At 69.1% G+C, this 23,825-nt stretch carries 24 protein-coding genes and 6 pseudogenes; 13 read left to right on the forward strand and 17 right to left on the reverse strand.

Features of this window, described 5'->3' with window-relative positions; all coding sequences use genetic code 11:
• Positions 1-152 precede the first annotated feature (152 nt).
• The 5 genes from ACZ6TD_RS01525 (at position 153) to ACZ6TD_RS01545 (ending at position 5,748) form a co-directional block, all read left to right on the forward strand.
• Positions 153-1,073 (forward strand): dihydrodipicolinate synthase family protein, encoded by a 921-nt coding sequence (locus tag ACZ6TD_RS01525; protein ID WP_471349297.1) that lies wholly within the window; start codon positions 153-155, stop codon positions 1,071-1,073.
• Between the two features lie 198 nt (positions 1,074-1,271).
• Entirely contained in the window at positions 1,272-2,654 is a 1,383-nt protein-coding gene (locus ACZ6TD_RS01530) for an MFS transporter (RefSeq protein ID WP_471349300.1), read from the forward strand.
• Between the two features lie 220 nt (positions 2,655-2,874).
• A complete protein-coding gene (locus tag ACZ6TD_RS01535) occupies positions 2,875-3,849 on the forward strand; it encodes a LacI family DNA-binding transcriptional regulator (RefSeq protein WP_471349302.1) in 975 nt (324 codons plus the stop codon).
• 811 nt (positions 3,850-4,660) lie between these two features.
• Complete coding sequence (locus tag ACZ6TD_RS01540) at positions 4,661-5,281, forward strand: RBBP9/YdeN family alpha/beta hydrolase (RefSeq protein ID WP_471349305.1); 621 nt, start codon at positions 4,661-4,663, stop codon at positions 5,279-5,281.
• A gap of 182 nt (positions 5,282-5,463) precedes the next feature.
• The gene (locus ACZ6TD_RS01545; protein WP_471349307.1) at positions 5,464-5,748 is read left to right on the forward strand and encodes a hypothetical protein; all 285 of its coding nucleotides are present in this window, start codon (positions 5,464-5,466) and stop codon (positions 5,746-5,748) included.
• Positions 5,749-5,991: 243 nt separating this feature from the next.
• Here the strand turns inward: ACZ6TD_RS01545 and ACZ6TD_RS01550 are convergent, their stop codons facing one another.
• Positions 5,992-6,180 (reverse strand): hypothetical protein, encoded by a 189-nt coding sequence (locus ACZ6TD_RS01550; protein WP_471349310.1) that lies wholly within the window; start codon positions 6,178-6,180, stop codon positions 5,992-5,994.
• A gap of 541 nt (positions 6,181-6,721) precedes the next feature.
• Entirely contained in the window at positions 6,722-6,943 is a 222-nt protein-coding gene (locus ACZ6TD_RS01555) for a hypothetical protein (RefSeq protein WP_471349312.1), read from the reverse strand.
• Between the two features lie 563 nt (positions 6,944-7,506).
• On the opposite strand from ACZ6TD_RS01555, the gene ACZ6TD_RS01560 reads away from it, so the two are divergent.
• Positions 7,507-7,884, forward strand: coding sequence for a hypothetical protein (locus tag ACZ6TD_RS01560; RefSeq protein ID WP_471349316.1), 378 nt, complete (start codon positions 7,507-7,509; stop codon positions 7,882-7,884).
• A gap of 498 nt (positions 7,885-8,382) precedes the next feature.
• On the opposite strand, the pseudogene ACZ6TD_RS01565 reads toward ACZ6TD_RS01560, so the two are convergent.
• The 3 genes and pseudogenes from ACZ6TD_RS01565 to ACZ6TD_RS01575 form a co-directional block, all read right to left on the reverse strand.
• A pseudogene (locus ACZ6TD_RS01565) lies at positions 8,383-8,490 on the reverse strand (BTAD domain-containing putative transcriptional regulator); the annotation flags it as partial.
• A gap of 137 nt (positions 8,491-8,627) precedes the next feature.
• The gene (locus ACZ6TD_RS01570) at positions 8,628-9,269 is read right to left on the reverse strand and encodes a Rid family hydrolase (protein ID WP_471349319.1); all 642 of its coding nucleotides are present in this window, start codon (positions 9,267-9,269) and stop codon (positions 8,628-8,630) included.
• Positions 9,266-10,876, reverse strand: coding sequence for a flavin monoamine oxidase family protein (locus ACZ6TD_RS01575; RefSeq protein ID WP_471349321.1), 1,611 nt, complete (start codon positions 10,874-10,876; stop codon positions 9,266-9,268). The genes ACZ6TD_RS01570 and ACZ6TD_RS01575 overlap by 4 nt, the downstream gene beginning before the upstream one ends.
• A 374-nt stretch (positions 10,877-11,250) precedes the next feature.
• Here ACZ6TD_RS01575 and ACZ6TD_RS01580 point away from each other — a divergent pair.
• Both ACZ6TD_RS01580 and ACZ6TD_RS01585 read left to right on the forward strand, forming a co-directional pair.
• A pseudogene (locus tag ACZ6TD_RS01580) lies at positions 11,251-11,565 on the forward strand (NF041680 family putative transposase); the annotation flags it as partial.
• Between the two features lie 107 nt (positions 11,566-11,672).
• The gene (locus ACZ6TD_RS01585; RefSeq protein WP_471349324.1) at positions 11,673-12,044 is read left to right on the forward strand and encodes a hypothetical protein; all 372 of its coding nucleotides are present in this window, start codon (positions 11,673-11,675) and stop codon (positions 12,042-12,044) included.
• Positions 12,045-12,057: 13 nt separating this feature from the next.
• Here the strand turns inward: ACZ6TD_RS01585 and ACZ6TD_RS01590 are convergent.
• Positions 12,058-12,558 (reverse strand): annotated as a pseudogene (locus ACZ6TD_RS01590) (transposase); the annotation flags it as partial.
• A 99-nt stretch (positions 12,559-12,657) separates the two neighbouring features.
• Here ACZ6TD_RS01590 and ACZ6TD_RS01595 point away from each other — a divergent pair.
• Positions 12,658-12,834 (forward strand): hypothetical protein, encoded by a 177-nt coding sequence (locus tag ACZ6TD_RS01595; RefSeq protein ID WP_471349327.1) that lies wholly within the window; start codon positions 12,658-12,660, stop codon positions 12,832-12,834.
• Here the strand turns inward: ACZ6TD_RS01595 and ACZ6TD_RS01600 are convergent.
• Both ACZ6TD_RS01600 and ACZ6TD_RS01605 read right to left on the reverse strand, forming a co-directional pair.
• Complete coding sequence (locus ACZ6TD_RS01600; RefSeq protein ID WP_471349330.1) at positions 12,831-14,375, reverse strand: FG-GAP repeat domain-containing protein; 1,545 nt, start codon at positions 14,373-14,375, stop codon at positions 12,831-12,833. The genes ACZ6TD_RS01595 and ACZ6TD_RS01600 overlap by 4 nt on opposite strands.
• Positions 14,376-14,484: 109 nt before the next feature.
• Positions 14,485-14,634: pseudogene (locus tag ACZ6TD_RS01605) on the reverse strand (IS701 family transposase); the annotation flags it as partial.
• Between the two features lie 136 nt (positions 14,635-14,770).
• Between ACZ6TD_RS01605 and ACZ6TD_RS01610 the strand changes: the two are divergent.
• Positions 14,771-15,070: a hypothetical protein gene (locus ACZ6TD_RS01610; protein ID WP_471349332.1), complete on the forward strand. Its 300-nt coding sequence runs from the start codon at positions 14,771-14,773 to the stop codon at positions 15,068-15,070.
• Positions 15,071-15,417: 347 nt separating this feature from the next.
• Here ACZ6TD_RS01610 and ACZ6TD_RS01615 read toward each other — a convergent pair whose 3' ends face one another.
• The gene (locus ACZ6TD_RS01615) at positions 15,418-15,825 is read right to left on the reverse strand and encodes a relaxase domain-containing protein (RefSeq protein ID WP_471349335.1); all 408 of its coding nucleotides are present in this window, start codon (positions 15,823-15,825) and stop codon (positions 15,418-15,420) included.
• Positions 15,826-16,379: 554 nt separating this feature from the next.
• On the opposite strand from ACZ6TD_RS01615, the gene ACZ6TD_RS01620 reads away from it, so the two are divergent.
• Together ACZ6TD_RS01620 and ACZ6TD_RS01625 are read left to right on the forward strand one after the other, a co-directional pair.
• Positions 16,380-16,913, forward strand: a complete 534-nt coding sequence (locus ACZ6TD_RS01620) for a GNAT family N-acetyltransferase (protein WP_471349336.1) — start codon at positions 16,380-16,382, stop codon at positions 16,911-16,913.
• A 123-nt stretch (positions 16,914-17,036) separates the two neighbouring features.
• Positions 17,037-17,278 (forward strand): annotated as a pseudogene (locus tag ACZ6TD_RS01625) (cyclin family protein); the annotation flags it as partial.
• Here the strand turns inward: ACZ6TD_RS01625 and ACZ6TD_RS01630 are convergent.
• The 7 genes from ACZ6TD_RS01630 to ACZ6TD_RS01660 form a co-directional block, all read right to left on the reverse strand.
• A complete protein-coding gene (locus ACZ6TD_RS01630) occupies positions 17,256-17,414 on the reverse strand; it encodes a hypothetical protein (protein WP_471349338.1) in 159 nt (52 codons plus the stop codon). The pseudogene ACZ6TD_RS01625 and the gene ACZ6TD_RS01630 sit on opposite strands and share 23 nt — an antisense overlap.
• A 397-nt stretch (positions 17,415-17,811) precedes the next feature.
• On the reverse strand, positions 17,812-18,246 hold the full coding sequence (locus ACZ6TD_RS01635; protein ID WP_471349340.1) for a nuclear transport factor 2 family protein: 435 nt from the start codon (positions 18,244-18,246) through the stop codon (positions 17,812-17,814).
• On the reverse strand, positions 18,243-19,211 hold the full coding sequence (locus ACZ6TD_RS01640; RefSeq protein ID WP_471349343.1) for an aldo/keto reductase: 969 nt from the start codon (positions 19,209-19,211) through the stop codon (positions 18,243-18,245). The genes ACZ6TD_RS01635 and ACZ6TD_RS01640 overlap by 4 nt, the downstream gene beginning before the upstream one ends.
• Positions 19,208-20,383: a type III polyketide synthase gene (locus ACZ6TD_RS01645; protein ID WP_471349345.1), complete on the reverse strand. Its 1,176-nt coding sequence runs from the start codon at positions 20,381-20,383 to the stop codon at positions 19,208-19,210. The genes ACZ6TD_RS01640 and ACZ6TD_RS01645 overlap by 4 nt, the downstream gene beginning before the upstream one ends.
• A gap of 95 nt (positions 20,384-20,478) precedes the next feature.
• A complete protein-coding gene (locus ACZ6TD_RS01650) occupies positions 20,479-21,177 on the reverse strand; it encodes a helix-turn-helix domain-containing protein (RefSeq protein ID WP_471349350.1) in 699 nt (232 codons plus the stop codon).
• A gap of 50 nt (positions 21,178-21,227) precedes the next feature.
• A complete protein-coding gene (locus ACZ6TD_RS01655) occupies positions 21,228-21,449 on the reverse strand; it encodes a helix-turn-helix domain-containing protein (RefSeq protein ID WP_471349352.1) in 222 nt (73 codons plus the stop codon).
• A 126-nt stretch (positions 21,450-21,575) separates the two neighbouring features.
• Entirely contained in the window at positions 21,576-22,004 is a 429-nt protein-coding gene (locus ACZ6TD_RS01660; protein ID WP_471349355.1) for a MarR family winged helix-turn-helix transcriptional regulator, read from the reverse strand.
• Between the two features lie 130 nt (positions 22,005-22,134).
• Between ACZ6TD_RS01660 and ACZ6TD_RS01665 the strand changes: the two genes are divergently transcribed.
• Complete coding sequence (locus tag ACZ6TD_RS01665) at positions 22,135-23,025, forward strand: MBL fold metallo-hydrolase (RefSeq protein WP_471349357.1); 891 nt, start codon at positions 22,135-22,137, stop codon at positions 23,023-23,025.
• Positions 23,026-23,197: 172 nt separating this feature from the next.
• On the opposite strand, the pseudogene ACZ6TD_RS01670 reads toward ACZ6TD_RS01665, so the two are convergent.
• Positions 23,198-23,652 (reverse strand): annotated as a pseudogene (locus ACZ6TD_RS01670) (transposase); the annotation flags it as partial.
• Between the last annotated feature and the right edge of the window lie 173 nt (positions 23,653-23,825).

Consider the following 23,825-nt stretch of genomic DNA (forward strand, 5'->3'; position numbering starts at 1 on the left):
ACTCGACTCGTTCCTCGCCGCCGAGGCCGCCGGTGCCCCCGTCGGCGTGCGCCTACAACCGCGGGCGCCATGTTGCGGTGTCCTACCCCTTGACGTACGACCGACGACAGTTGTGCAATCGATTCCGTCATCGATTGCACAAGGAGTGTGTCATGAGTCCCATGGATCTGCGGGGCCTCGTCCCCGCCCCCGTCACCGCGTTCACAGCCGACGGCGAGGTGGACCACGCGGCCAACGCCGATCTCGCGCGCTGGCTGGTCTCCGTGCGGGGCGTGAAGGGGCTGGTGTGTCTGGGGCATGCCGGCGAGGGGACGTACCTGACGCCGGAGGAGCAGGTCACGCTCATCCGCACGCTCGTCGACGCGGTCGAGGGTCGGGTGCCGATCATCGCGGGGATTACCACCGAGGGCACGAAGACCGCGGCTCTGGAGGCGAAGCGGGCGGCGGACGCCGGGGCGGTCGGCGCGCTGGTATACCCCTCGCACGGCTGGCTGCGTTTCGGGTTCCAGAAGGGTGCGCCACAGGAGCGCTACCGAGCCATCCACGAGGAGTCCGGCCTGCAGAACATCCTCTTCCAGTACCCGGACGCCACCAAGGCCAGTTACGACCTGGAGACCCAACTGGAGATCGCCGCCCAGCCCGGCACCGTCGCCACCAAGAACGGCGTGCGCAATATGCGCCGCTGGGACACGGAGATCCCGGTCCTGCGTGAGCAGTTCCCCGATCTGCAGATCCTCACCTGCCACGACGAATACCTGCTGCACACCATGTTCGACGTCGACGGCGCCCTGGTCGGCTACGGTGGCCTCGCCCCCGAGCCGCTGGTCGAGCTCATCGCCGCGGGCAAGGCCAAGGACTATGCCAAGGCCCGGGAGATCCACGACCGGCTGCTGCCGGTGACCAAGGCCGTCTACCACCGCGGATCCCACATGGAGGGCACCGTCGCGCTCAAGATCGGCCTCAAGGCCCGCGGGGTCCTGAGGGACGCCACCGTGCGCCAGCCGCTCCAGCCGCTCGGCGAGCGGGCCGCCGCCGAAATCGAGTTCGCCCTGAAGCAGGCCCAGCTCATCTGACCGGCGCTCCGCCCCCCCTGCCTGGCCGAGTCCGCTCCCCATCGCTCGGTCGCAGGGGCCCATGGTCCCCGCCCGGCCGGAGCCTCTCCGTCGGGCCTGGCAGGATCGGCAGCAGGAGCTGCCGATCCTGTGTCCCCATCCGCCGGCCCGCACCGCTCCCCGCGGCCGGCATCCCCTCACCGGCGAGGAACGACAGACATGACAACCTTTGTCGCCGACGGAGGAGCAGCGAAGGCCGCGAACGCCGCGCTGGTAGCCCGCCTCGAACGACTTCCCGTCACACGCCGCCTGACCCTGATCCGAGTCATCGTCGGCAGCGCCACCTTCTTCGACGCCTATACCGTCCTTGCCATCGCGTTCGCCATGCCGCAACTGGTGGATGAGTGGAACCTCAGTTCCTCCCAGGTCGGCTTCATCCTCTCGGCCGGATACCTCGGCCAGCTCGTCGGCGCACTCGTCTTCGGAGCACTGGCGGAGAAGATCGGCCGCCTGCACACCCTGCTCATCACCATCGTGCTGTTCGTCTCGATGGACATCGCGTGCCTCTTCGCCTGGAGCGGCGCGTCCATGATGATCTTCCGATTCGTGCAGGGCGTCGGCACCGGAGGCGAGGTACCGGTGGCCAGCGCCTATATCAACGAGTTCATCGGGGCCCGCAAGCGCGGCCGCTTCTTCCTCATGTACGAGGTCATCTTCCCCGCCGGCCTGATGTTCGCCGGGATCGCCGCCTACTTCCTGGCCCCGGTGTTCGGCTGGCGGGCCCTGTTCGTCGTCGGTCTCATCCCCTCCGCCCTGGCCATCCCGCTGCGCTGGCTGATGCCCGAGTCCCCCCGCTGGCTCGCTGCCAAGGGCCGCCACGAGGAAGCCGAGACCGTCGTACGGAAACTGGAGGCCGACGCCACCAAACAGGGCCTGCCGCTCCCCGAGCCGGTCGTCCGCCCGGTGGACACGTTGTCCGCGGCCCGGTCGGACTGGCGCGAGCTCTTCAAAGGCATCTACCTCAAGCGGACCCTCATGATCTGGGTCCTGTGGGTGTGTGTCTACATGATCAACAACGGCCTGGTGACCTGGCTGCCCACCCTCTACAAGCAGGCATTTCATCTCCCTCTGGAGACCAGCCTCGCCTATGGCTGGATCACCTCGGGCGTGGGCGTCATCGCCTCCGTCATCTGCGCGCTGCTGATCGACAAGGTCGGCCGCAAGCGGTGGTACGCCATCGCCTTCTTCGTCACCACCGTGCCGCTCCTCGTCCTCACGGCGCTGGGCGCCACCACCGCGACCCAGGTCGTCGTCTTCGCCCCCATCGCCTACGCGATCTTGCAGACCATCGCCTTCTCCCTGTACCTCTACTCCGCCGAGCTGTACCCCACCCGGCTACGTGCGATCGGCACCGGCTTCGGCAGTGCGTGGCTGCGGGCGGGGTCGTCCATCGGTCCGCTGATGGTGGGCTGGATCGTCGCGGACCTCGGCATCCGCTATGTGTTCACCGCCTTCGCCGCCGTGGCACTCATCGGCGGCCTGGTCACAACGGTCTTCGCCATCGAAACCAAGGGCAGAGTCCTGGAGGAACTGTCACCCTGAGCGATCGCCACACCGCCCTGTGCCGCCCACGGGCGGCACACGAGCACCCGTCGAGAGTCGCGCACACCCTTTCGTGCAATCGTTTCCTCTCCGGGTTGCACAGTAGATAGGCTTGTCGCGTCGAGGAGCCGACGGAGGGGACACCAGGACGATGGACAGGCCCGAGACCGGGGACTCCGCGCCTGCGGCCAACGGGGGCAAACCGCCGACCATCGCCGACGTGGCACGGACCGCAGGCGTCAGCCCCTCCACGGTGTCACGCGCCCTCAACCGCGAGCACCGCTTCTACCGCAGCCCGTCCGCCGCACGGATCCGTGAGGTCGCCGACACCATCGGCTACGCGCCCAACCCGGTGGCGTCCAACCTCCGCCGTCAACAGACCAATACCATCGGCGTGCTGGTACCCCGGCTCACCGACACCGTGATGGCCATGCTCTACGAGGAGATCGCCACCGCCGGCCTCAAACGCGGCTATCACACCCTCGTCGCCACCACACACGATGACCCTACCCGCGAACACGAGAGCGGCGACGTCCTGCTCCAGCGCCGCGTCGACGGCCTGATCCTCACCACCGCCCGTACCGACGGCGGCTTCTGCCAGGAACTGGCGGACAAGGGCGTGGCGCACGTCCTGGCACTGCGGGCCCACGGCGGCAGCCCGGCCGCGGTGGGCGACGACCGCCTGGGCGGCTATCTCGCCACCCGCCACCTCATCGACCTCGGTCACCGGCACATCGCCCTGGTCGCGGGCCCTGTCTATGCCTCGAGCGCACTGGGCCGCCGCGCCGGCTACGAGGACGCACTACGGGAAGCCGGCATCCCTGTCGACGAACGATTGATCCTGCCCTCCAGTTTCAGCATGGAAAGCGGCGAGAACTCGGGCCGCCACCTGCTCGACCTCGCACCGAGACCGACAGCGGTCTTCGCGGTCAACGACAACACAGCCATCGGTGTCCTCTCGGCTGTCCAGCGCGCGGGCCTGCGCGTCCCCGACGACCTCTCGGTGGTGGGCTACAACGACATTCCCTTGGCAGCCCGTCTGCCCGTACCGCTGACGACGGTCCGCGTCCCTTTCGATGCCATCGCCACGGCAGCCGTCGACCAACTCATCGGCCTCATCACCGGAGCACCCGCCGAAACCCGAACCTTCGCCCCCACCCTCATCCCCCGCCGTACCACCCGGCGCGCAACCTGACCGCTCGCAACGGCCGAATGGGCATCTCCCCCGCCGCGCCCCGCTGAACACCGGATCATGGTCCCGCGCCACGGCCGGTGGGCGGGGAAGAGGTGATCGACGACACCCCGAGCCTGGCTGGAGGACTACCAGGAGGTGGCCACACCACGCAGTCCCACCGGGCGGCCGGTATCACTCAGCACGAGCGGCCTGAATTGCTCGTCGGCGCGAGCGGTGGACACGCGCCGGCAAGGGCACCCTGCAGCAGACCGATCGCCTGTCCCTGCCGCCACAGACCCCGGCGCCATCCGGCTGGGCCCGCGGACGGTCGCCGTCGAGGGCACCAGTCTGTGCCCGCCCGACAGCGGCTGCCCCCACAGTGGGCTGACGGAGTTCCCGTGCCGGTCCGGGGCCCGGCACATCCCGCTGCGCATGAGACGGCTCCCGAACGGTTCGGCCGGCGGCCGTTCCTCCGCACGACGTCGATCGACGCCTGGACGCGTGAGGAACGGTCGCCCCGCTGTCTCAGGAAGGACTCCACATCATCAGGTCAGGCCAACTGCCGAGCTCGCGCAACAGGCTCAGAGGCCGACGACCGGTCAGCCCACCACCCGTCCCGGAAAGCGAAAAGGTCCGCCGACTCCGTCGACGGACCCTTACGAAAGATCGAGGCTAGTGGCCTCGCGGCCAATCCTCATGTATTCGCGGGCAGTTCTCCTCTTTTGGGCTGGTCAGCAGCTATGCCAAGGGAAGAGGATCACCCATGGGTCCGTACAGTGGCCGTACCAGTTCACCGACAAGCTGAAGATCAGGGCCGGGGCGAAGGAGACTGATGACCGAGATACCCAGCTCGCCTCCGCCGGCGCGGCGCTTCCTCATGGTGCACGGCGTGCAGCACCGTCGCCCGCGGCACCACTGGCTGTGGTGGTTGACCGAGGCCCTGCGCCAGCGGGGCGAGCAGGTGCTCTATCCGCAGTTCCCCACGCCGGAGCAGCCGTCGATGAGTGAATGGATCGATCTCCTGCACGCCGAGCTGGCCCAACTCGGCGACCAGGAACGCGTCGTGGTGTGTCACTCCCTCGGCTGCGCCCTGTGGCTGCGCGCAGCCCAGACCCTGCCTGAGGACCTACGCGTCACCCGGGTGCTGCTGGTGTCCCCGCTCGGTGACCAAGCGTTCACCGTGGCCAACGGCAATGAAGAGTTCAAGCTCGAGCGCATCGACCGTGAGCTCCTCGCCGCCGCTTCGGCCAAGCCGCCGCATGTGGTCGTCTCGGCGACCGATCCATACGCGCCCGCTGACGCACGCGCGTGGAGCGCCGCGATCGACCTGGAGTGCGACGTCCTGCCCGCCGCCGGCCACATCACCCCCGCAGACGGATACGGGCCATGGCCGGCCGCGCTCGACTGGTGCCTGCGCGAACAGACCCCCGTGTCAGCCGTCACCGGACCGTGAGCGCAGAGGAGTCCGTGTCCGGTGATCGTGTGCGGCTCGAACACAGACCTAGCGATGACGACGACCGCCAAGAAGGCTCCGGCGAAGAAGCGGCCCGCGTCCTGGCCCCGTCCTGCGTCACTCGCCGAAGCGTGGGCATACGAGGGTGGACATAAGGGGGGCACTCCCGAAGGAGCACCGCCGTGATCAAGAAGCTGCACGACATCGGCCTGCGTTCGGAGCACGCCTACACCGCCGCCGTCGCCTCCATTGGCCTGTCGGTCTTCACCTGGGCCGCCTCCCTCCGTGCCGAACCCGGTACCGGTCTCGACCGTGCCGACCGGTGGGGCATCTTCGTGGGTGAGTGGGCGCCCACGTTCTTCTGCCTCGGCCTCGCCCTGTCCCACTACGAGCAGGAAGAAGGCTCGCTGATGGGCAAGGCACACACCGATGGGGAACGGCAGCGGAAAATGGCGAGCGCCCCGTAGCCCGACGCTCACGCTCCGCGATTGTCTGGGTGCCGACCGTGGTCGACAGCGTGCGCGGCGCGGGCACACCGCCCGGTACGCCGGGCCGGCGGCGCGCCCCGTCTCGCGGGACGGGTGACGGAGTCGCCGGAGCGCCTGCCGGGACGCGGCCGACGCGCACGTCTTGGAGGTGACGGAGAGGGGCAGGGTGAGGCGCTGATGCTCACGGGTATCGGGTCCGTGGGCGTCAGCGCGTGGCGTCGGTCAGCTCTCCGTCCGGGCCCAGAACAGGCCGCGGCCGGTGATGAAGGAGCTGAAGGTGTCGTCAGGACGCTGATCGAGCGGAGCGTACGTCTGGTAGGTCCACTGGTCCGTGCTTCCCTCGCCGACGTGTTTGAAGTGCTCGCCGACGACGGGCAGCCCGAACTCGGGGTCGTAGAGGCCCGGCGGCACACACAGCCCGAGCCGCCGACGGCCGACGGGCTGTTCTTGTCCTCCGTGACGCGCGGGTGGAACAGGGCCGGGATCTGCGCCTGCTAACGAGCGTGCATGCATCGCGTTCGGCTCACAGCGCACCAGCCTGCTCAGCCACTCCTGAAAGTGGGGTGTACGGCTCTGGGGCGCCTCGATGGACACCTCGGCGTTCAGCGATCCCGAGGCGACACCGAGGCGCGCCTCGGTGTAGAGGACGAGGTTCAGGTAGCCCTTGGTCGGATCGGTCAGGTTCAGGTCGACTGGCTCGAACGGGCAGGTGGTCGCATGTGACCGTGCAGTGTCCGCGCGGGCTGTTGCCGCTACCGGCGAAGGTGGTCCAGCGCCTGCTCGCTGTCCCGATCAGCGGGCGCCGTGGCATGGGTGGGGTGTTCACCCGCTGACTGGCCGACCTCAACGCGCGCGCTGACGAGTTCACCCGGCCGACGTCCCCACCCTCGCGTCGGTCACCCTGGATCTCCTGGCGTCCGCACTCGCCCGCTGCCTGGAGGCTGAGGAGGCTCTAACGCCGGAGGCCCGCAGGAGTGCCCTGCGGGCCCAGTTCCACGCGTTCGTCGAGCACCATCTCGCCGATCCGGACATGACTCCCCAGGCGATCGCGGACGCCCACCACATCTCCCTGCGCCACCTCCAGCAGCTGCTCGCCGAGGACGACACGTCGCCGGCGGCCTGGATACGCCACCGCCGGCTGGAACGCTGCCGACTCGACCTGGCCAGCCCCCACCTGAACGCCCACCCGATCCACGCCATCGCCGAACGCTGGGGCTTCACCCCCGACCCACTTCAGCCGCCTGTTCCGGGCCACCTACGGGATACCGCCACGGGACTACAGGAACCTGCCGCCCGCAGCGTGCACGAATCGGCAATAACTCTGCGCGGAATGACAAGGCGGCGCGCCATCGCGCCCGGCATTCTGAGAGCTGAGCAGTCAAACAGTCCTCAGCCACGACGTACTGGCCTAAGCGCCGAGTTGTTGGCGCGGGACACGGAAGTCGTCTCTGCCCAGCAGTACGTGGACCGATATCGGAGGCCATGCGTCTACACCACGCCGTGGCATGGACATTGGCCGCCGAGCACTCCGGGCGCACCAGCGGTAGGCCGGCCCTTGACGGGTCGTCGAATACCGCAGTGGCTGCCCAGGAACCGGAATCAAAACCACCACCGACAAGGTTCCGCCAAGCCCGGCGATGCACGGTTGTTCCATCACAGAAGTGGCCAATAGGACGGCTCGGTTCCCGTTTACCGTTCGGCCCACATCACCTTTCAAGAGAAGACAAGGGGAGTCACATGAGCAACAAGATTGCCGCGCTGGCCGTGGCCGGGGGCGCCGCCCTGGCACTCACAGCCCCCCTGGCCACCACCGCTCAGGCGGCCCCGGCCAGCAGCATCACCCGCACGAGCGCCTGCGCCAAGTTCACCGGCAACTACACCTACTGGAGCGACGGCACCGCCGGCTGGTACGGCTACAGCCTGACCGGCAGCATCACGCGAACCTGCTCGGGCAGCGGATGGCACACGCTCGAGGTAACCGGCGATGCCAAGGTCGGCGGCTCCTTCGAGAGATCGCAGAGTGCCCTCCTGGTCCGAGGCGAGTCGGTGCAAGTCTCAGGGTTCGGCGCCAACAGTGGCGTCAAGAACGTACGCATCGCACTCTATGACTACTGACAGCGCCTCTGCGCGGCTGGTGGCGTCTCCTCTCCTTCGTCGTCACGGCTGAAGGCGAGCAGCACCTTGCGGCCGGCCGGGTCGGCCACGGTCCGGCGGGTGGCTTCGACGATGTGGGCGACGCAGCCGGTGGTGCCGTCTTCTCGCGCGCCTTCTGGGGGCTGACGAGCGCGGTTTTCGGGTCGTAGGGCTGCACCCGGGTTTTCAGCGCCGACAGGCTGGTGGCGAGGTCGTCGGCGACGCTGAGCAGGCCCACCAGATTGACGTCGCCGCGCTGGCGCGGCGGGGGCAATCGTCCGGGTAGCTGTCGAGCGGCCTCAAGAGCTGGTGCAAGTCGGTCAACGCGGTCCCTCCCGGATCGGGTGCCAACGCTCCCCCGATTCTCGACCCGCGCCGATACCAGGACGGAGTGAAGGCGCAGATCGGCCACACGCTGGCCGGTCTGCATCCATCAGCGGTCACGGGCCGCTCCCCTGCCCTGGTCGGGCCGGGGCGTGTGCGGGTGTCGGTGTAGACGCCCAGCGCCTCGGCCTGCCGGCCGCCGCGGTAGAGCGCCAGCATCAACATGATGCGCAGCCGCTCCCGCAGCGGGTGCTTCGCCGTGAGTGTCCGCGCCCCGCGCGGCCGGCAGCGCCCTCGACGACTGGCTGGGGGCGCCGCCCGGCAGGGGCAGCGTCGCTTCGGGGCCGCGCCCGGTTAGGGGCCCGGCCCCTCGCTGCGGTTGCCCCGCGGGTCTGTGCCCGTCAGCGCGCCTTGTACGCGGCGGTGACCTCGACCTCCACCAGCCAGCCCTTGACGGCCAGCGACGCCACCTCCATCGTGGCACGCGCGGGCCGGGCCTTGTTGGCGACCAGCGGTGCCTTGAGGGCGGAGGTGCCCATCGGGACCGGGACGACCTCCTTCGAGGTGAGGTCGATGTTGGCGAAGTACTGGCGGTACGCGCGGTTCCATCCCGCGTAGTCGGCGGTCTCGACGCCGGGCGGTTTCATCAGGTAACACTTCATGGTGATGACGTCGGCCAGGGTCAGGCCCACCGCTTCGAGGTTGGTCTTGATGTTGCGCAGGACGACCAGTGCCTGGGCCTCGGTGACCGTGACCCCCGTGGCGCCCTGAGTGAGGGCCGGGTCGGTGTAGACCTCGGGTGAGCCGGCCGGAGCGGACGGGTTGAGCGCGGTCGGGCCGAGGCCGCTGCTCTGGTAGATCGCCACCTCACCGCCGGTCGCCACTCCGGTGGCGATGGCCGGGTTGGACTGGCCCTCGGGCAGCATGGCGCGGACCTCTTTGGGACCGGGCCACCAGCCTCTGCCCTCGGCGAGCGCGGTGCCGCCGGTGAGAAGCGAGGCAGTCAGGGCCGTACCGACCACAACTTTCGTGCGTCGCTTCATGCGGCCATCACCCTTTCGTGGATGTCGGTCACGACCTTGCGGGCCGAGGTGAACGCGCCGTGCTGCCAGGCGATGACATGGCTGAGCCAGTCGCCGGCGAAGTAGACGTGCCCGGCGGGCCGGTTGAGCAGCTTGTACTCGGAACCGGTCTGCGAGGGCCAGTCCACCCAGCCGGCCTCGATATGAGGCGTGCGGTGCCAGGCCACGCTGAAGGAGTGATCGAGTTCGGTGCGGTACTTGTCGCCGTGTATCTTCACGCCCCGGCTCACCGCCCGCGCAAGGCGCTGGGCGTGCGGCAGATCGCTGTACGCGACGGCGTCGGCACCGAAGTGGTAGTAGCCGATGAGTGTGCCGCGGCGGCCCTGGTGGCCGTAGGAGGGGTACCAGATGGTGGCCAGGTCGGTGTCGGTCGGCGTGATGCCACCGTAGATGTGCTCGTCCGTCTCCCACCATCGGCTGCGGTACTCGAGCCCGATCTTGCCGACGGGGGTCGGGACGGCGTACTTCAGCGCCGCGGTGATGTCGGTCCCCAGGTTGTGCTTGAGGCGGGCCATGACCATCGGCGGCATGGCCGCGACAACGAAGTCGGCGCGCCTGGTGCGGATACGGCCGCCGACGTCCTTGTACGTGACCTCGGCACCGTCCGGCAGGTCCTTGACCTCCAGCGCCTTGGCGCCATAGGTGATGCGGTTCTGGCCGATCGCCTTGGCCAGGGCGTACGGGATCGCGTCCATGCCGCCCACCGGCTGGAACATCAGCATGGCCTGGTCGTAGCCGAGTTCGAAGGCGAAGCGCTGCCCCACGCCGCTGGCGATGACGTCCGACAGCGTCGGCACCGGGCCGAGGACCGTGCCGTCATCGAAGGCCGCGCCGGGCTCGACGGAGTAGCCTCGCCGGTCGGTGCCGGTGTAGGCGTAGCCGTCGGCTTTGCCCTTGATGGCGCCGAAGCTCTGCAGAAACGCGATCAGTCGTTCCTTGTCCTGCGCGGTGAGCCGTGCGTCCAGGGCGCCCTGGTCGGTGGCCTTGGCGAGCAGCTCGGAGATGTAGCCGTAGACGTCGGCCTTCGCCGTGCGCCAGCGCATGGGCTTGCCCGCGAGGGCGGCACTGCTCTCGTGGTAGATGTACGCGTTGGCGTTCTGGTTGGTGAACACCTGCAGTTCGACGCCGAGTTCGCGGCAGTACTCGAGTGTGACGTGGGACTGCGGCAGCCGGGCCGGGCCCGCGTTCATGTACTGGCCCTTGGAGAACGACGCCGTCTGCGTACGCCCGTCGAGGTCGGTCAGCGTCGTGCCGCCCCGGACCGTCCAGTTGCGGCCCCCGGGGCGGTCCTTCGCCTCCAGGATCTGGCAGTCGTAACCGGCTTTGCCCAGCTCGTACGCCGTCGCCAGGCCGGCTATGCCGCCGCCGAGCACGAGCACCTTCTTGCCGCCACGCCCGGTGAGCGCGAAGTCGCTTCGCTGGGGCGCCCGATACTCATCCGCCCGCACGTCTGGCACCGGGGCGAGCCCGAGTGCGCCCATCGCCGAGTACAGCACTCCGGCGCCCCCCGCGACGCCGACGGATCTCAGGAAGGTACGGCGGGATCCTGGGGACTGCTCTGCAGCCATCAATTCCTCCTCATCCGCACCCCGGGGCGCGCGCCGGCCGGGGAGCGGTCGTTCGATCAACCCGGTCACGTGGGGGGTGCGAGTTACTGAGGAGACCGGAGGTGCGCCATGAGCCTCCGCCGAGACTGTTACAACGCGATACCACTGACGTAACCGGTTTTGAGCCGTGCGCTGCGAACCAGGAGGAAGGAGCGGGCGCGATCGCGTCTTGGGTCGGAGGCCAGGGTGTTTCGCGTAGTTGATTCGTCCGGTTGGTCAGGTGATCCCGAGGGTTGTCAGGGGCCGTTGTGGGTCGCGGGCGGTGCAACTGAAGGTGGTGACGCGGACGTGGTGGAGCTGGTACGTAGGCCCGCGTCCGCCGGCGAAGATCAGCCCGGCTCCGCAGCTCGGAGGCAACCGATCGGTGGACGTGGCTGGTCGTCGCGGCCCATGCCCAGCTCCGGCCGGCCCGCCCACTGACCGCCGATCTGCGGCGGCCCTGGGAGAAGCCGGCCCCACCGAACAGGCTGACGCCTGCCCGAGTCCGGCGGGGGTTCAGAAACCTCCACACGAAGACCGGCTCTCCAGCCCGTGCACCGAAATCGTCCCAGGCCGGGCCCGGCCGACCGCCGGGCTCGAAGAACCGCCGCCCGGCCCTCCGTCATGACGTGGGCCGGATCCTTGCGACCGGCGAGACATACGGCCGCCCTGCTCACCACAAGGTCGGCACCAAACCTCGACGTGTCACCCCGGACCGCGAGCTGAAGGGAGGAGGCCGTCCCTGTCCGATGGCAGAGCCGTCAAGCAGGATGGCACCGTGGATGCGAACGGACACCAACCCCTTGAAGACCTCGTGCACTGGAACGGTGAGCTCTCCGAACTCATCGAAGCCGCCCGGCACGGTGACCCGGCAGCGACCGTCACCCTCTGTCGCGATCACATCGCCGCTGTCGTGGAGAAGGTCACCACTGGACTCGCCAGTCCCAGCGAGCTCATCGGCTGGGCCCAAGCAGTGCACTTCGAGGACCGAGTGGACATCGACGAAGGACACCAGGACCTGCTGACCCAGTTCCTCGTCGAAGTCTCGACCCCCGAGCTGTTCGAACCCGTCACCCTTGCCGTCTGTCAGCGTTGGTTGCGCGCCCTGCGAGCAACGCCGGAATCCCGCACCAAAGTGGCCGGACGTTAAACGTCACTTGTGACCCCTCATAGTCGATCCAGGCTGCCCGTCGGGTCAGCCGTGGGTGCAGCCGATCCTGCGCCTGCGCAGTGGCCTTGCCGTAGACACGGGTGTCGGTGACCGTCTCGGCCTGCTCATCACCCCAGGTGGCCGGGTCGCCGAAGACGAACTCGCTGCCGTGCGTGGGCGGTCGGCCACCCTTGGGGTCGTAGACGCGCGGTGGCGTCGGCCGGCGCATCACCCGGTCCGAGCGCAGCCGACCGAGAATCTCCACGGGCAGCCCGGCCAGCCGGTGCGCGATGCGCGGGGCGTCGTACCCGGAGTCGAGCACCACCAGGATGTCCGGGTCTGCGTCGTGCCACTGCCCGGCGGAGATGAGCCGCTCGACGACCTCGCGCAGCTGGGCGGTGGTGACGGCGGCGAGGTCGGCGCCGGGCTGAAGGCGGATCGCATCCAGTACCGCGGTCCAGGAGGTGCGGCCGGTCTCCAGCGCGGCCACGACCGAGTACGGCCAGCTCGGGAGGCCGAGGCCACCCGCGCGTGCGGCGAATGCCCAGGTAGTTCTGAAGACGTGGCCCGGGGTGCCGCCCGGCGACAGGGCCGTGGCCTGAGCACCACGCAAGTGGCGGAGAAGGTGGCAGAAGCGGCCCGGCGTGAGCGGGAGACCCATCAGCAACTGGACGCTCCCGCCGAGACTCAGATCGGGCCGTTCGCGACCAACCCCGAACACCTGGCGCGGCTGTGGGCGGCCAAACACACCGAATGGTGCCGGATCGCCGCCCTGCTGAAAGACGTCTAGCGGGCGATCCCTCCGCCTCCCATATAGAGGTCCAGCTTCCCGGTGCGCTCGAAACTGTCGCTGTACAGCCGGGTGACGCCGCCGGTCGACAGCCCCTGGTCCGTGCCGGGCAGCAGCCATGCGGAGCTGCGAATCTTGTTATCCCCCGGCGCGGCCACCGTCAGGTCGGCCCGGTGGTCGCCGTCCATGTCGACGAGGCGCACCGACATACCGAACGTGGCCCGCGCGTTCTTCTTGCCGCCGATGTCGCCCGCATCGATGGCTCGGGCTCCCTCGCCGGTCAGGCCGTTTGGACCGCCCAGCAGGAGCAGCACCTGTTCCGGACCCGTCTTCGCGTACTCCTTGCTCCGGGGTGAGCCGGCCACCGCGTCCGCGTAGCCGTCACCGTTGACGTCACCGGTGTCCAGGGAGGTGAAGGCGGCGTCCTCGTCCTGGGGTTCCTCGCCGGGTACGCCCGGGGTGTCGCGGTCGATGGTCGTCGGCCGTTTTCCCTTCCCCGGCCCGGCCTTGGAGCCGTACACGACGGTCACCGAGCTATGGCTCACCTTGCCGCGCCGGGGACTGAGCACGAGGTCCGCGACGCCGTCGCCGTCCACGTCGCCGGCCGCCCCTGCCGCCGCGTCGGGAAGGTCGATGCCATCTGGCTGGGCAAGTCCGCCGCGTCGGGCGTGGAAGTAACTGACCGGCCAGCGTTCCTCGAACCGGGCTGTGCCGAGGGGCTTGTCGTGGTGGAAGGCCATCAGCTCGTCGGCACCGTCACCGTCCAGGTCCCCGGCGACGAGGCCGCGGTAGTTCGCGGTGTCGATGTCTTTTGCGGGCTGGCGCGGTGCGGACACCGGGCCCGTGCCCGCCGGGGTGCCGTCGCGTTTGAAAGGACCCTTGAGCAGGCCCTTGCTGGAGCCGAGCCCGAAGACCAGATCAGCATGCCCGTCCCCGTCGAAGTCACCGGCGACAAGCTGCTCCTCCAGGATCGGGTCCAGCGCCCAGGAGACGTGGCTGCCGTCCGTCCGCGGCACCCGTGCGGCACCCTTGAGCCCATCCGGGGAACCCCACATGATGATCACGCTCGGTTTCCAGTCGAAGACGGCGGTGGCGAGGTCGGTGTACCCGTCCCCGTCGAAGTCGCGGGCCACCACATCGGTCCCGAAGAACGCCTCGTCGCGGGCTTCCCCCGGTATCCCGGCGTCGTTCTGCGTGAGGTACTGGCAGCGGGCGAGACCGGTCCCCTCGCCCGATCCGTACGCCACCGCGATGCTGCCGCCGGCGCTGCCGTTCTCCACGTCGCCCAGTGCTCCCATGGCCAGGTCGGGGTGGCCGTCACTGTCGAAGTCAGCGGCGGGCGCGGTACCGGCCGGTGCCTGGGTGCCTTTCGCCGGGGCGCCGGAGGGCGCGGTGCCGTGAGCCGCGGTGTGGCAGGAGCGGGGTGCGGCGACGCCCTGGGGCCCGGACTGAGCCAGAACCACTCCGACCACGACGACGACCGCGACGACAGCCGCACCGCCCGCGATCACCCGCCGGCGTTTGCCGCCACGTTTCCGCACAGTCCCCTGCTCATCATCTTCAACGTCTATGTGATCAAGCACGTCTCGACAGTACCCAGCGCCGGACGCCCGGTTGCGGATGGATCACCGACTTCAGCACCGTAGCCCGCCCACGCACGTCGTCGCGGACCGCGTCGGCATCCCATGTGGCGGGGTTCAGGAGGTGGTGCTGCATGCCATCGAGGGTGAACCGGCCCGCCATACGACTCCTTGAAAGGGGCGGCCGGGCAAGACCGCCCCTGACCCGCCGGCACCGCACTACACTCACCACGACGCCTCCGACCAGGCCAGATAGCGAAACGCTGTACGACCCCGAGCAGGACACCCAGGGCGTGGCCTGGGCGCAGGAGCGTGCAGCAAGGCGGCAGGACGCTCTGGATCGGTACGCCGCATGGGTGCGGGAGCGCCGGGACGCGAAAGACGAACTGCATGCGCAGGTCCGGCTGCCCGCGGACACCAGCCGCTGCCTGCGCGCCATCGCAGCGCGCGTCGGCATCACTCCGGAGCAGGTCCTCGCCCAACTCGCCGACCACGTCCAGGTGAACGACGACGGCACCGTGGTCGTCGCCCCGTCCACCCCAGGCATCTGGGAGGGGCATGACCGGGATCACGACCGTCGTGGCTGTCGTGGCTGTCGTGGCATACCTGACCGGCTATGGGGCAGGTCGGCTGCGTCCATGGCGACGGCTCGGTGACTGGGCACAGGACCAGGTGCCTTTCAGCGGGCCATGGGTACGGGGCGGGACCATCCGCCAGGCCGTCCTCGTCCTGGCCCACTTCGCCACGGCGCTGCGCGCCGGCTGGCAGCTTGCCCATCGACCGGCCCCCGAGCCGGTCAAGAGGCCCGGGCGCGATCCGCCCTGTACCACCACCGTTCCGGCAGGCGCGTTGCGCACCAGGGCTATCAAGGTGGTTCTCCGCTGCCATTCCGCCACCAGCGCTGAAGCCCCCGCAAGGACGACAACGAGACAGATCGCCAACCAGGCCCTGAGCTGCGCAACGAGCATCCATAGCCCGCCTGTCCAGCGCCTCAGAAGAGTGTTCACAGAGCCGAAGCCTTCACACGCTTGTGGCCGGACGACCAGCGGACCTCAGCGACCTCGTCCTCCAGCCAGCGCAGCACGGTCGCAATGGCTCGCTCGTGCGCGCGCTCGATGACCCGCCGGGTGTGGTCGTCGCCCAGGACCCACAGCACGATCAGGGACGCCTGCGGCCGGAACACGAGGTCCAGGGCGAGCAGCGGGATCTGCTTCTGCTTCTCGATCTCTTCGATCGGCTTCCCCAGGACGGTGGCCAGGCGTGCCGTCTCCGGGTCGGCGCCGTCGTCCAGGCGCTCACCCTCGATGCGGTCGGCATCCCGGTGCCGGCCCTCGCCAAACAGCAGCTCCTCCTGCCGCTCGGTCACCACCGCGCCCGCCATCAGCCCGAGGGCGGACAGACCGCGGCCCATCCACACCCCGGGCGGAAGACCGACTTCCTTCTGAGCGGCTTACGGGCCGGACGGCGACCATCCCCGACTGCCACACCCTGCAGGTAATACCGCCACGCGTTCCCCGACTGCACCTTCGCAACACTGATCGCCCCCACAGGGGACACCGGCCCTGACCTGCCCGAAAGACCCGATCCCGTGGGGCGGGCGTGACGTCGCAGCCCATCCCGCCCAGCGGGCTCCGGCCGCGACACCGCGCCCGCCCAGCGGGATCGGGTCTTCGCTCTCGGCGCCGCTACAGGGCGCCCTGCACATGCTGCGCCACAGCCAGCCACCCACGCCACACACCAACAACCGACAGCGGACGACTCCGCCGGCAACCACCGCCCATCCACGTACGAGGCCCTGCCCCGCTTTCGCTGCCGAAGTGGCACGCCATCTGCCTGGCCATCGGTCCGATGTTTCACCCGTCGCGGTGTGCGGTGCAGGCGGCTTGATGCCTTGCGTTCCGGAGCGGCAGCACGGGCGAGCGCCGGATTACCGATGGGGCCGCTGCCTTCGGCAGGATGGGCGCCATGACCGAGATCCGCACACCCCGCCTGCTCCTCCGTCGCTGGCATGACGACGACCTCGCGCCGATGGCGGACATCAACGCGGACCCGCGAGTCATGCGCTGGATTGACGACGGCTCGGTGCGCGACCTGGACCACACGGCAGAGGCCATCGAGCAGTGGGAGGAGGAGTGGGACGAGGAGGGCTTCGGACTCTTCGCCATCGAGCTGCTGGCCTCGGGTGAACTCGCAGGATTCACAGGTCTGTCCGTGCCCGAGTTCCTGCCGGAGGTACTGCCCGCCGTGACAATCAGCTGGCGGCTCGGCTCACAGTTTTGGGGCCAGGGATACGCGTCCGAAGCCGCCCACGCCACTCTGGAGTTCGCGCTCCAGGACCGCGGCCTCGACCGCATCATCAGCATCAACCGGGTGGGTGACAACGCCTCCGAGAACATCATCCGAAAGCTCGGCATGGTGCCCGAGCAAGAGACGGCGCACCCGGTGTATGCCTATCCGCTGCGCGTTCACACCATCGATCTCACCGAGTTCCAGGCGTGAACCGGCCGCGCCATCGATCATCGCAAGACAGCCCACCACTGTCGATACGTCCCCGCCTGATCGCCACGGAGCGGACACCCCGGCGAAGGATGTTGCATCTCCGTCGCTGACCTGCGATTTAGGCCCACCTACGCACCCGGCCTCAACCCCGTAGAGGGAATCTGTTCTCTGCTGCGGCACGGCCCGCTGGCCAGCACCGCCTTCACCGACACGCCGCCCACCTCACCCGCACCCTCCGCCGCGGCCTCCGACAGATCCAGTACCGGCCCGATCTCCTCGACGGCTGCCTCGCCGAAACCAGCCTCAGGCTCAGCCAGCACCAACCGACACCGAGCAGAAACCTCAGTAGGCCGGGCCGTAGGTGACGAAGGCGACCACCGGGTCGCCGCTGACCGGATGCGCGATGACCCCGGCGTTGACCACCCTGGCCCTGGCCGAGCCGTCGACGCGGGTCGTCGCCACGACCGCCAGATGGTGGTCGGCCGCGGCGATGCGGTCCACTTCCCGCAGATCCGTCTTCGGATTCTCTTCTCGGCGGTCGGTGTGGCCGGGAGCGTACGCGGGGCCCGCCCCGCCCGTACCGGTCGTACGCGGCCGGGCCGGGCAACACAGCGGACCGGTCCCTCCACGATGGCTCCCCCGGTCCGGGGCCACACCCCGGGGTCGCCCGCTCCAGTGGCGACGCGCACGGCACGGCAGGGTGCGCGACGCTGACCCGGTGCACCGCGATGAGCAGTTCCCGTACCGTCAGGTTCGGTTCGCCGGCCGGTAGGCCGACCAGGTCATGGCCGCCAAGGAAGGCCATGACCCGGGCTTCCCGCGTGGGTGTGGTGGTGCGGTCGGAGGTGTTCATGAGGGCTCCGTTGGTCTGGGCCCCCATTGAGCCGGATCGTCCGGGTCAGCCGGCGTCGGCCAGAGGCCAGTACGAAGGGGGTGGGGTGAACAGGCGCCGCAGTTCGGCCGGTCCGCAGGAGGTGTTCTCCCAGTGCTCGGCGATCCGGCCGTCGACGAACCGCCACAGACCGCAGAACGGCACGGAGATCTCGCGGGGGCGCTCGGCTCGCAGCACCCCGAGGACGGTGCCGAAGTGGTCGTTGGCCGTGATCTGCTCCACGTCCATGACCAGGGTGTATTCGGTCATGCGGAGGAGGGCCTGCTCATGGGCGTGGACGGCCTTGATGCCACGGCGTACCCTGGGGTCTTCAGCAGTCCGGTCCGCCCGGTGCAGCACAATGTCATCCGCGGCGAAGTCGGCGAGTCTGGTCAGATCCCGGTAGATGGTGCGCAGGATCTCGGCGTGCGGATGCTCGGCCCCTTGGGGGGCGCGGGTCATCGCGCCCCTCCCCGGTGCTCCCGCACCGGCTTGGGCCGCCACGGGGTGACCGTGGCGCAGAGTGCTTCGATCTCCTCCCACTGGCTGTCGGTGAGCCGGACCTCGTCGGCCCGGAGGTTCTCCTCCAGGTGGGTCACCGATGTGGTACCGGGGATAAGCAGGGTGTTGGACGCGTGGCGCAGCAGCCAGGCCAGCCCCAACTGGGCTCCCGTGACCCCGTACCGTTCGGCGGCCTTGGTGAGGACGCCACCGGGGCCGACCAGGTCGCCGTGGCCGAGCGGGAACCACGGGATGAAGACCATGCCGCGCTGTTCGGCGTAGCGGAGGATCGGCTCGCCGGACCGGTCGGCGATGTTGTAGAGGTTCTCCACTGCCACGATGTCCACGATCTCGGCGGCCTGCTCGAGCTGGTCGACGGTGACCTCGGGCTGGCCGGACAGGCCGATATGGCGGATCTTGCCCTGCTCGCGCAGCTCGGCGAGCATGCCGAGCTGGTCCTCCAGCGGTACCAGGGGGTCGATGCGGTGCAGCTGATAGAGATCGATGCGCTCCAGGCCGAGGCGGTGCAGGCTGACCTCGACCTGCTGGCGCAGATACTCGGGTCTGCCCAGTGCGACGATGTAGGGGTTGCGGCCCTCGGCCCGCACCCAGTCGTCGGGGCCGGTGCGCAGCATGCCGCCCTTGGTGGCGATCACCAGATGGTCCGGGTAGGGGTGCAGGGCCTTCCGGATGAGTTCCTCGTTGTAGCCGGGGCCGTAGGAGTCGGCGGTGTCGATGAAGTCGACGCCGAGGTCGTCCACGGCGCGGCGGAGTAGGCGTACGGCCTGGCCCGGGTCCTGGGGCGGGCCCCAGACGCCGGGCCCGGTCAGGTGCATGGCACCGTAGCCGAGCCGGTTGACCGTCAGGTCACCGCCCAGGGACAGGGTGGCCCCGGTCCTGGGCGCATGCGGAACGGACGCGGTCACGCGGATCCTCGATTCTTGGGCTTGTGCGGGGATGGGGTTTCACTGTGCAGGTCGGGCTCGGGAGGGACGGGAAGCTGCACCGGCAAGGCGTCGACGTTGCCCGTTCGGCGGCCGGACCGTACCCGGTCGGAGTGCACCCAGGTGCCGAGGGACGATTCGGCGGTGATCCCGGGCCCGAACCCGGCGAGGAGGCCGCGGGCCCCCGGGGGCAGCCCCTCGGCGAACTGGCGGCGCAGTGCCTCGAAGACGACGGCCGAGGCGATGTTGCCGTACTCGGTGAGCGTGGCGCGGCTGTGCCTGAAGGCGTGCGGCGGCACCTTCAGATAGCTGCACAGATCGTCCAGGATGCGCGGCCCGCCGGCGTGGATGATGTAGAAGTCCAGGTCCGTGGCGTCCCATCCATGTGCTCCGGCGAGCGTGTCCAGTGCGGGCGCGATTACGTTCATGGTGCCCGGGACCCGTTTGTCCAGCCGGAAGTGGAATCCGGTGGCCTTCACCTCGTACGCGATCCAGTCCTCGGTACCCGGCACCAGATGCGAGGCGTTGCCCACCAGCTCCATCCCCTCCCCGCCGCTGCCGCGCATGACCGCCGCGGCGATCGCGTCCCCAAACAGCCCATCGGACAGCAGCGAGCCGACGTCGAGGTCGTCCGGCTGGTAGCACAGCGAGCAGAACTCGCACGCCACGATCAGTACGTTGGATCCCGGGTACGCGCGGCAGAAGTCATGCGCCCGGTTGACGGCCGCCCCGCCGGCCGCGCAGCCCAGCTGCGCGATGGGGATCTGCCGGGTGTTGGAGCGGAAACCCAGTTCGTTGATCATCCAGGAGGTCAGGGGCGGCATCGTGAAGCCGGTGCACGAGACGAACACGATCGTGTCGATGTCCCGCGCCGTCACCTCCGCCGAGGACAGCGCCTCCTTGACCACGTCCGGGACACGGGCACGGGCCTCGCGCACGTAGAAGCGGTTACGGGCCTCGAATCCCGGATGCGTCAGGGTGACGGCCAGCGGCTGGACCAGATGCCGCTTCGCCACCCCGGTGTTCCTGATCATCCGCAGGACCAGCGGAAGCCTCTCGTGTCCGGCGTGCAGCCGGCGCGCCAGCGCCAGCGTCTCCTCGATCGAGATGGTGTTCTCCGGTACCCACACCGCCGGGCGGCACAGCACAGCCATGGCACACTCCCTTGCTCACGAAAGGCAACGACGAGGCGGAACCGACCGTGGACTTCGGGGTGGGCAAGACCGTGCCGCACACGGTGGTGGTTCACTCACATATCACTTCGCTCCACTTGCGCCTCGATGCAGCCGGGGCGGGGCAGGAGGCTCCCTGACCAGTCATGTTGACCAGATACGACGCCTCCCGCAACGGCGCGCACACCTCGATCTGGAGCTACGCCGGACATACGAAGTGCGATCGTGCCTTGGGATGTGCGCTGCGAGAGCACACTATTTCCTCCCCCGCCCTTCACCCGGTTGTGCTCACACCGCGCGCTCCCCTCGAAAACCGCGGGCCACAGCGCACAACAACCGCATGCCACAACCGCATGCGCCCCCCTGACGCCCCGGTAGGCCACGGACGCCTCAGATGCTCTGGCGCGCCCTTGCCGATGAGTGCTCAAATTGCCCCAGATGAGGGCCATCGGACCGCCCAGCTGCTGGTGAGCGCAGGGGATCAGGTCCCGGTAATCGGTCCAGGCGAAGCTCGTCCGTTCGTGTTCGCGCTTTTGCTGGACACGGGGCCGTAGAACAGCCGGGACCGTTCGCCGGGCCGGTAGCAGGCCATGGCTGCAACCGGGATGCGCCGGTAGGACCTGCCTTTGACCCGGACCCGGGCACTGCCAGGACCAGCCGTCTCGGTGCAGCAGGCGCCACACCCCTGCCACCGACACGGTCAGATGGCAGCGTCTGCCGATCAGCGTTCTGACCCGGGCCACCAGGATCCGTCTCCGGTCAGCCCAGCCATGCACGGCAGGGCCCTGGGCCAGTAACTCCTCCAGTACGGCGACCTGTTCACCGGTCAGCTTCGGCCGGTGTGCCGGGCCCCGGAGGCAAGCGCCCGCAACCCACCCTCACGCCAGGCACGACGCCACCGCTCCACCGACCGCACACTCACCCGTAAATCCTCCGCGATCAACGCGGTCTTCTCACCCCGCACAGACCGCTCGCCGGCCTCCAGCCGTATCCCCTCACGAAAGACCCGGCCTTCAGCGATCAGGCCCCCTCCCCGCGCGTACCGCATACAACCGGCGTACCGCAGGGATCACCAGCCATCACTACCCGACGCCAAGCCGAAAACCTCACATTGTCAAGAGTTGTGGATCGGTTGAGGTGGCGCCGCTGGCCATCTCCTTTTGTCGGCGTCAGCTCATGGACGGATGATGGCCTGCTCGAGAAGGTCCTGGAGGACCCGCTGTTGCTGGGGGGTGAGGCCGGCCAGCGGTGAGTCCTGGGCGAGGAGTTCGAGGAGCCGTTCGCGGAGGGCAGTGCCCTCAGCGTTGAGGACGAGGTGCTTGGCGCGGCGGTCGGTGGGATGCGCCCGGCGCTCGACCAGGCCCTGTTTCTCGAGCTTATCGACGACGAAGGTGGCGTTGGACGGCTCACAGCTCATGCGCTCGGCGAGCTCTCGCATGGTCATCGGCCCGGTCATCTCCCGCAGCGCGGTCGCCTGGGCCGCCGTCAGGCCGAGGGTGAGGGCGCGTTCGCGTACGTGATCGGCGATCTGCTGGGCCAGTCCGTTCACCAGACCGCACAGCTCTCGCTCGGCGATGGCCTGCGGTTCCGGGGGCGTCGTCATGCATCCCACCCTAGCAAGTCCATCAAGCCAAAATAATTAAAGCTTGAATGTTTATAGCTTGATGCTTATGGTGGCGTGATCGCCGCCCGGAGACGCGGCGACGAGCTGACACCGAATAGGGAGAGGGACCATGCTGATGAACTCCGCGGTTGACCAGAGCGAGCGGCTGCGGCGGCCGGCGGGAATCCGCTCGGTATGGCTGGGTGACACGCGGGTTTCCTTCGTGCCGGACGGGGACGTGCGGCTCCCGCCACACGGTTGGCTCCCGGACACCACCGACGAGGTGTGGGCCGAACACCCGGACTACTTGGATGCCTCCGGCCACCTCGTGGCGAGCATCGGCGCCCTGCTGGTGGAGAACGGCGATCGCGCGCTGCTGATCGACGCGGGGTTCGGGCCGCAGACGCTGCCGCCCGACCCGGGCACCCCCCGTGGCGTCATCCACGGAGGTGCGCTCTTGGGCAATCTGGCCGAACTCGGCCGCAGCCCGGAAGAGGTCGAGGCAGTGGCGTTCACTCACCTGCACCCCGATCACCTCGGTTGGGCCTGGCACTCCGTCCCCGGCGGTGACCGCCCCGTGTTCGCCCACGCCGACTACCTGGTGTCCGAGCCGGAATGGGCCCAGCGAGACCTCCTGGTGGCGCACGGCATGGCCGAGGAGGTCACCAGCCTGGCACCGTATGTGCGAACGGTGACGGGCGGTCAGGAGATCTTCCCCGGCGTGCGAGTGAGGATCACCGCCGGTCACACGGCCGGGCATGCCGAGTACGTCATCACGTCGGGCAGGCGGCGGTTGATCGCCTTCGGTGACGCGCTGCACTCACCGATCCAGGTCGACCACCCCGAATGGTCTGCGGCCGTCGACCACGACCCCGTTCGGTCCGCCGACCACCGCCGCGGTCTCGTCGCCGAGCTGGAAGAGCCCGACACAATCGGCTTCGGCATCCACTTCGCCGACGTCGTGTTCGGGCAGGTCCGGCGGGACGGCAACGGTCCCGCCTGGCGCCCCCTGGACGCCTGACCCGCCGGGGACAACCAGTCATGACGACGATTCTGCGCGCCCCATGAAGTCGCGCGCCAGGTACTGGCCGGGTCGCGGCCGAGCCGGCCACAACGGCCACGGGGCGCCGCCCTCATCGCCGCCCACCGCCGCATGCGCCAGAGCTACAGCCATGACCGCCGGACCTGGTGGCTCAGGCGGCGCTGAGCTCGGGTCGCTCGATGAGCTGACGACGTTCGAAGCGGGCTCCGGCTCTGACGAGGGCGACGAGGTGGGGTGCGTTCACTGCCCACCAGCGGGCCTGGGCGGACTCGACGAGCTTGAAAACCACGGCAAGGGCGACGGCCGCACTGCCGGCGCCCCGGGTGTTGACGGCCTCGGGGAACACCTCGGCCACGGCCTTCCGGAAACCCAAGGCGCCGTCGCCGACCGCGAGGACGGGAGCACGCATGCCCCGACGTGCGCAGTCCCGCAACAAGCCGGCCCAGGAGTCGGCGGATTCGCGGTAGTCGTCGGCCATGGCGATCAGCTCTTTGGTGCCGTCTGTGCGCACCTCCATCAGCACCAGGACGCACGACTTCGCCTCCGCAGGCATATGCGCAGGTGGATGCCGTCGGCCCAGATGTAGACGTAGTCGCTGCCCGACAGATGCGCCGGATCACCGACCTGGGCGCCACCTCGTCCTTCGACGAAGTCCAGCAGCACTTCGCCAACCATCCAACCATCCCGATCGCCACCCTCAGCCTGCCGTCGTGCGGATGCCACAGCAGCAAAGGACGGCCCTGCGGTCACTAGGGAGGAAGGGCGCATTTCCTGGCATT

This window comes from Streptomyces yongxingensis, assembly GCF_055597465.1.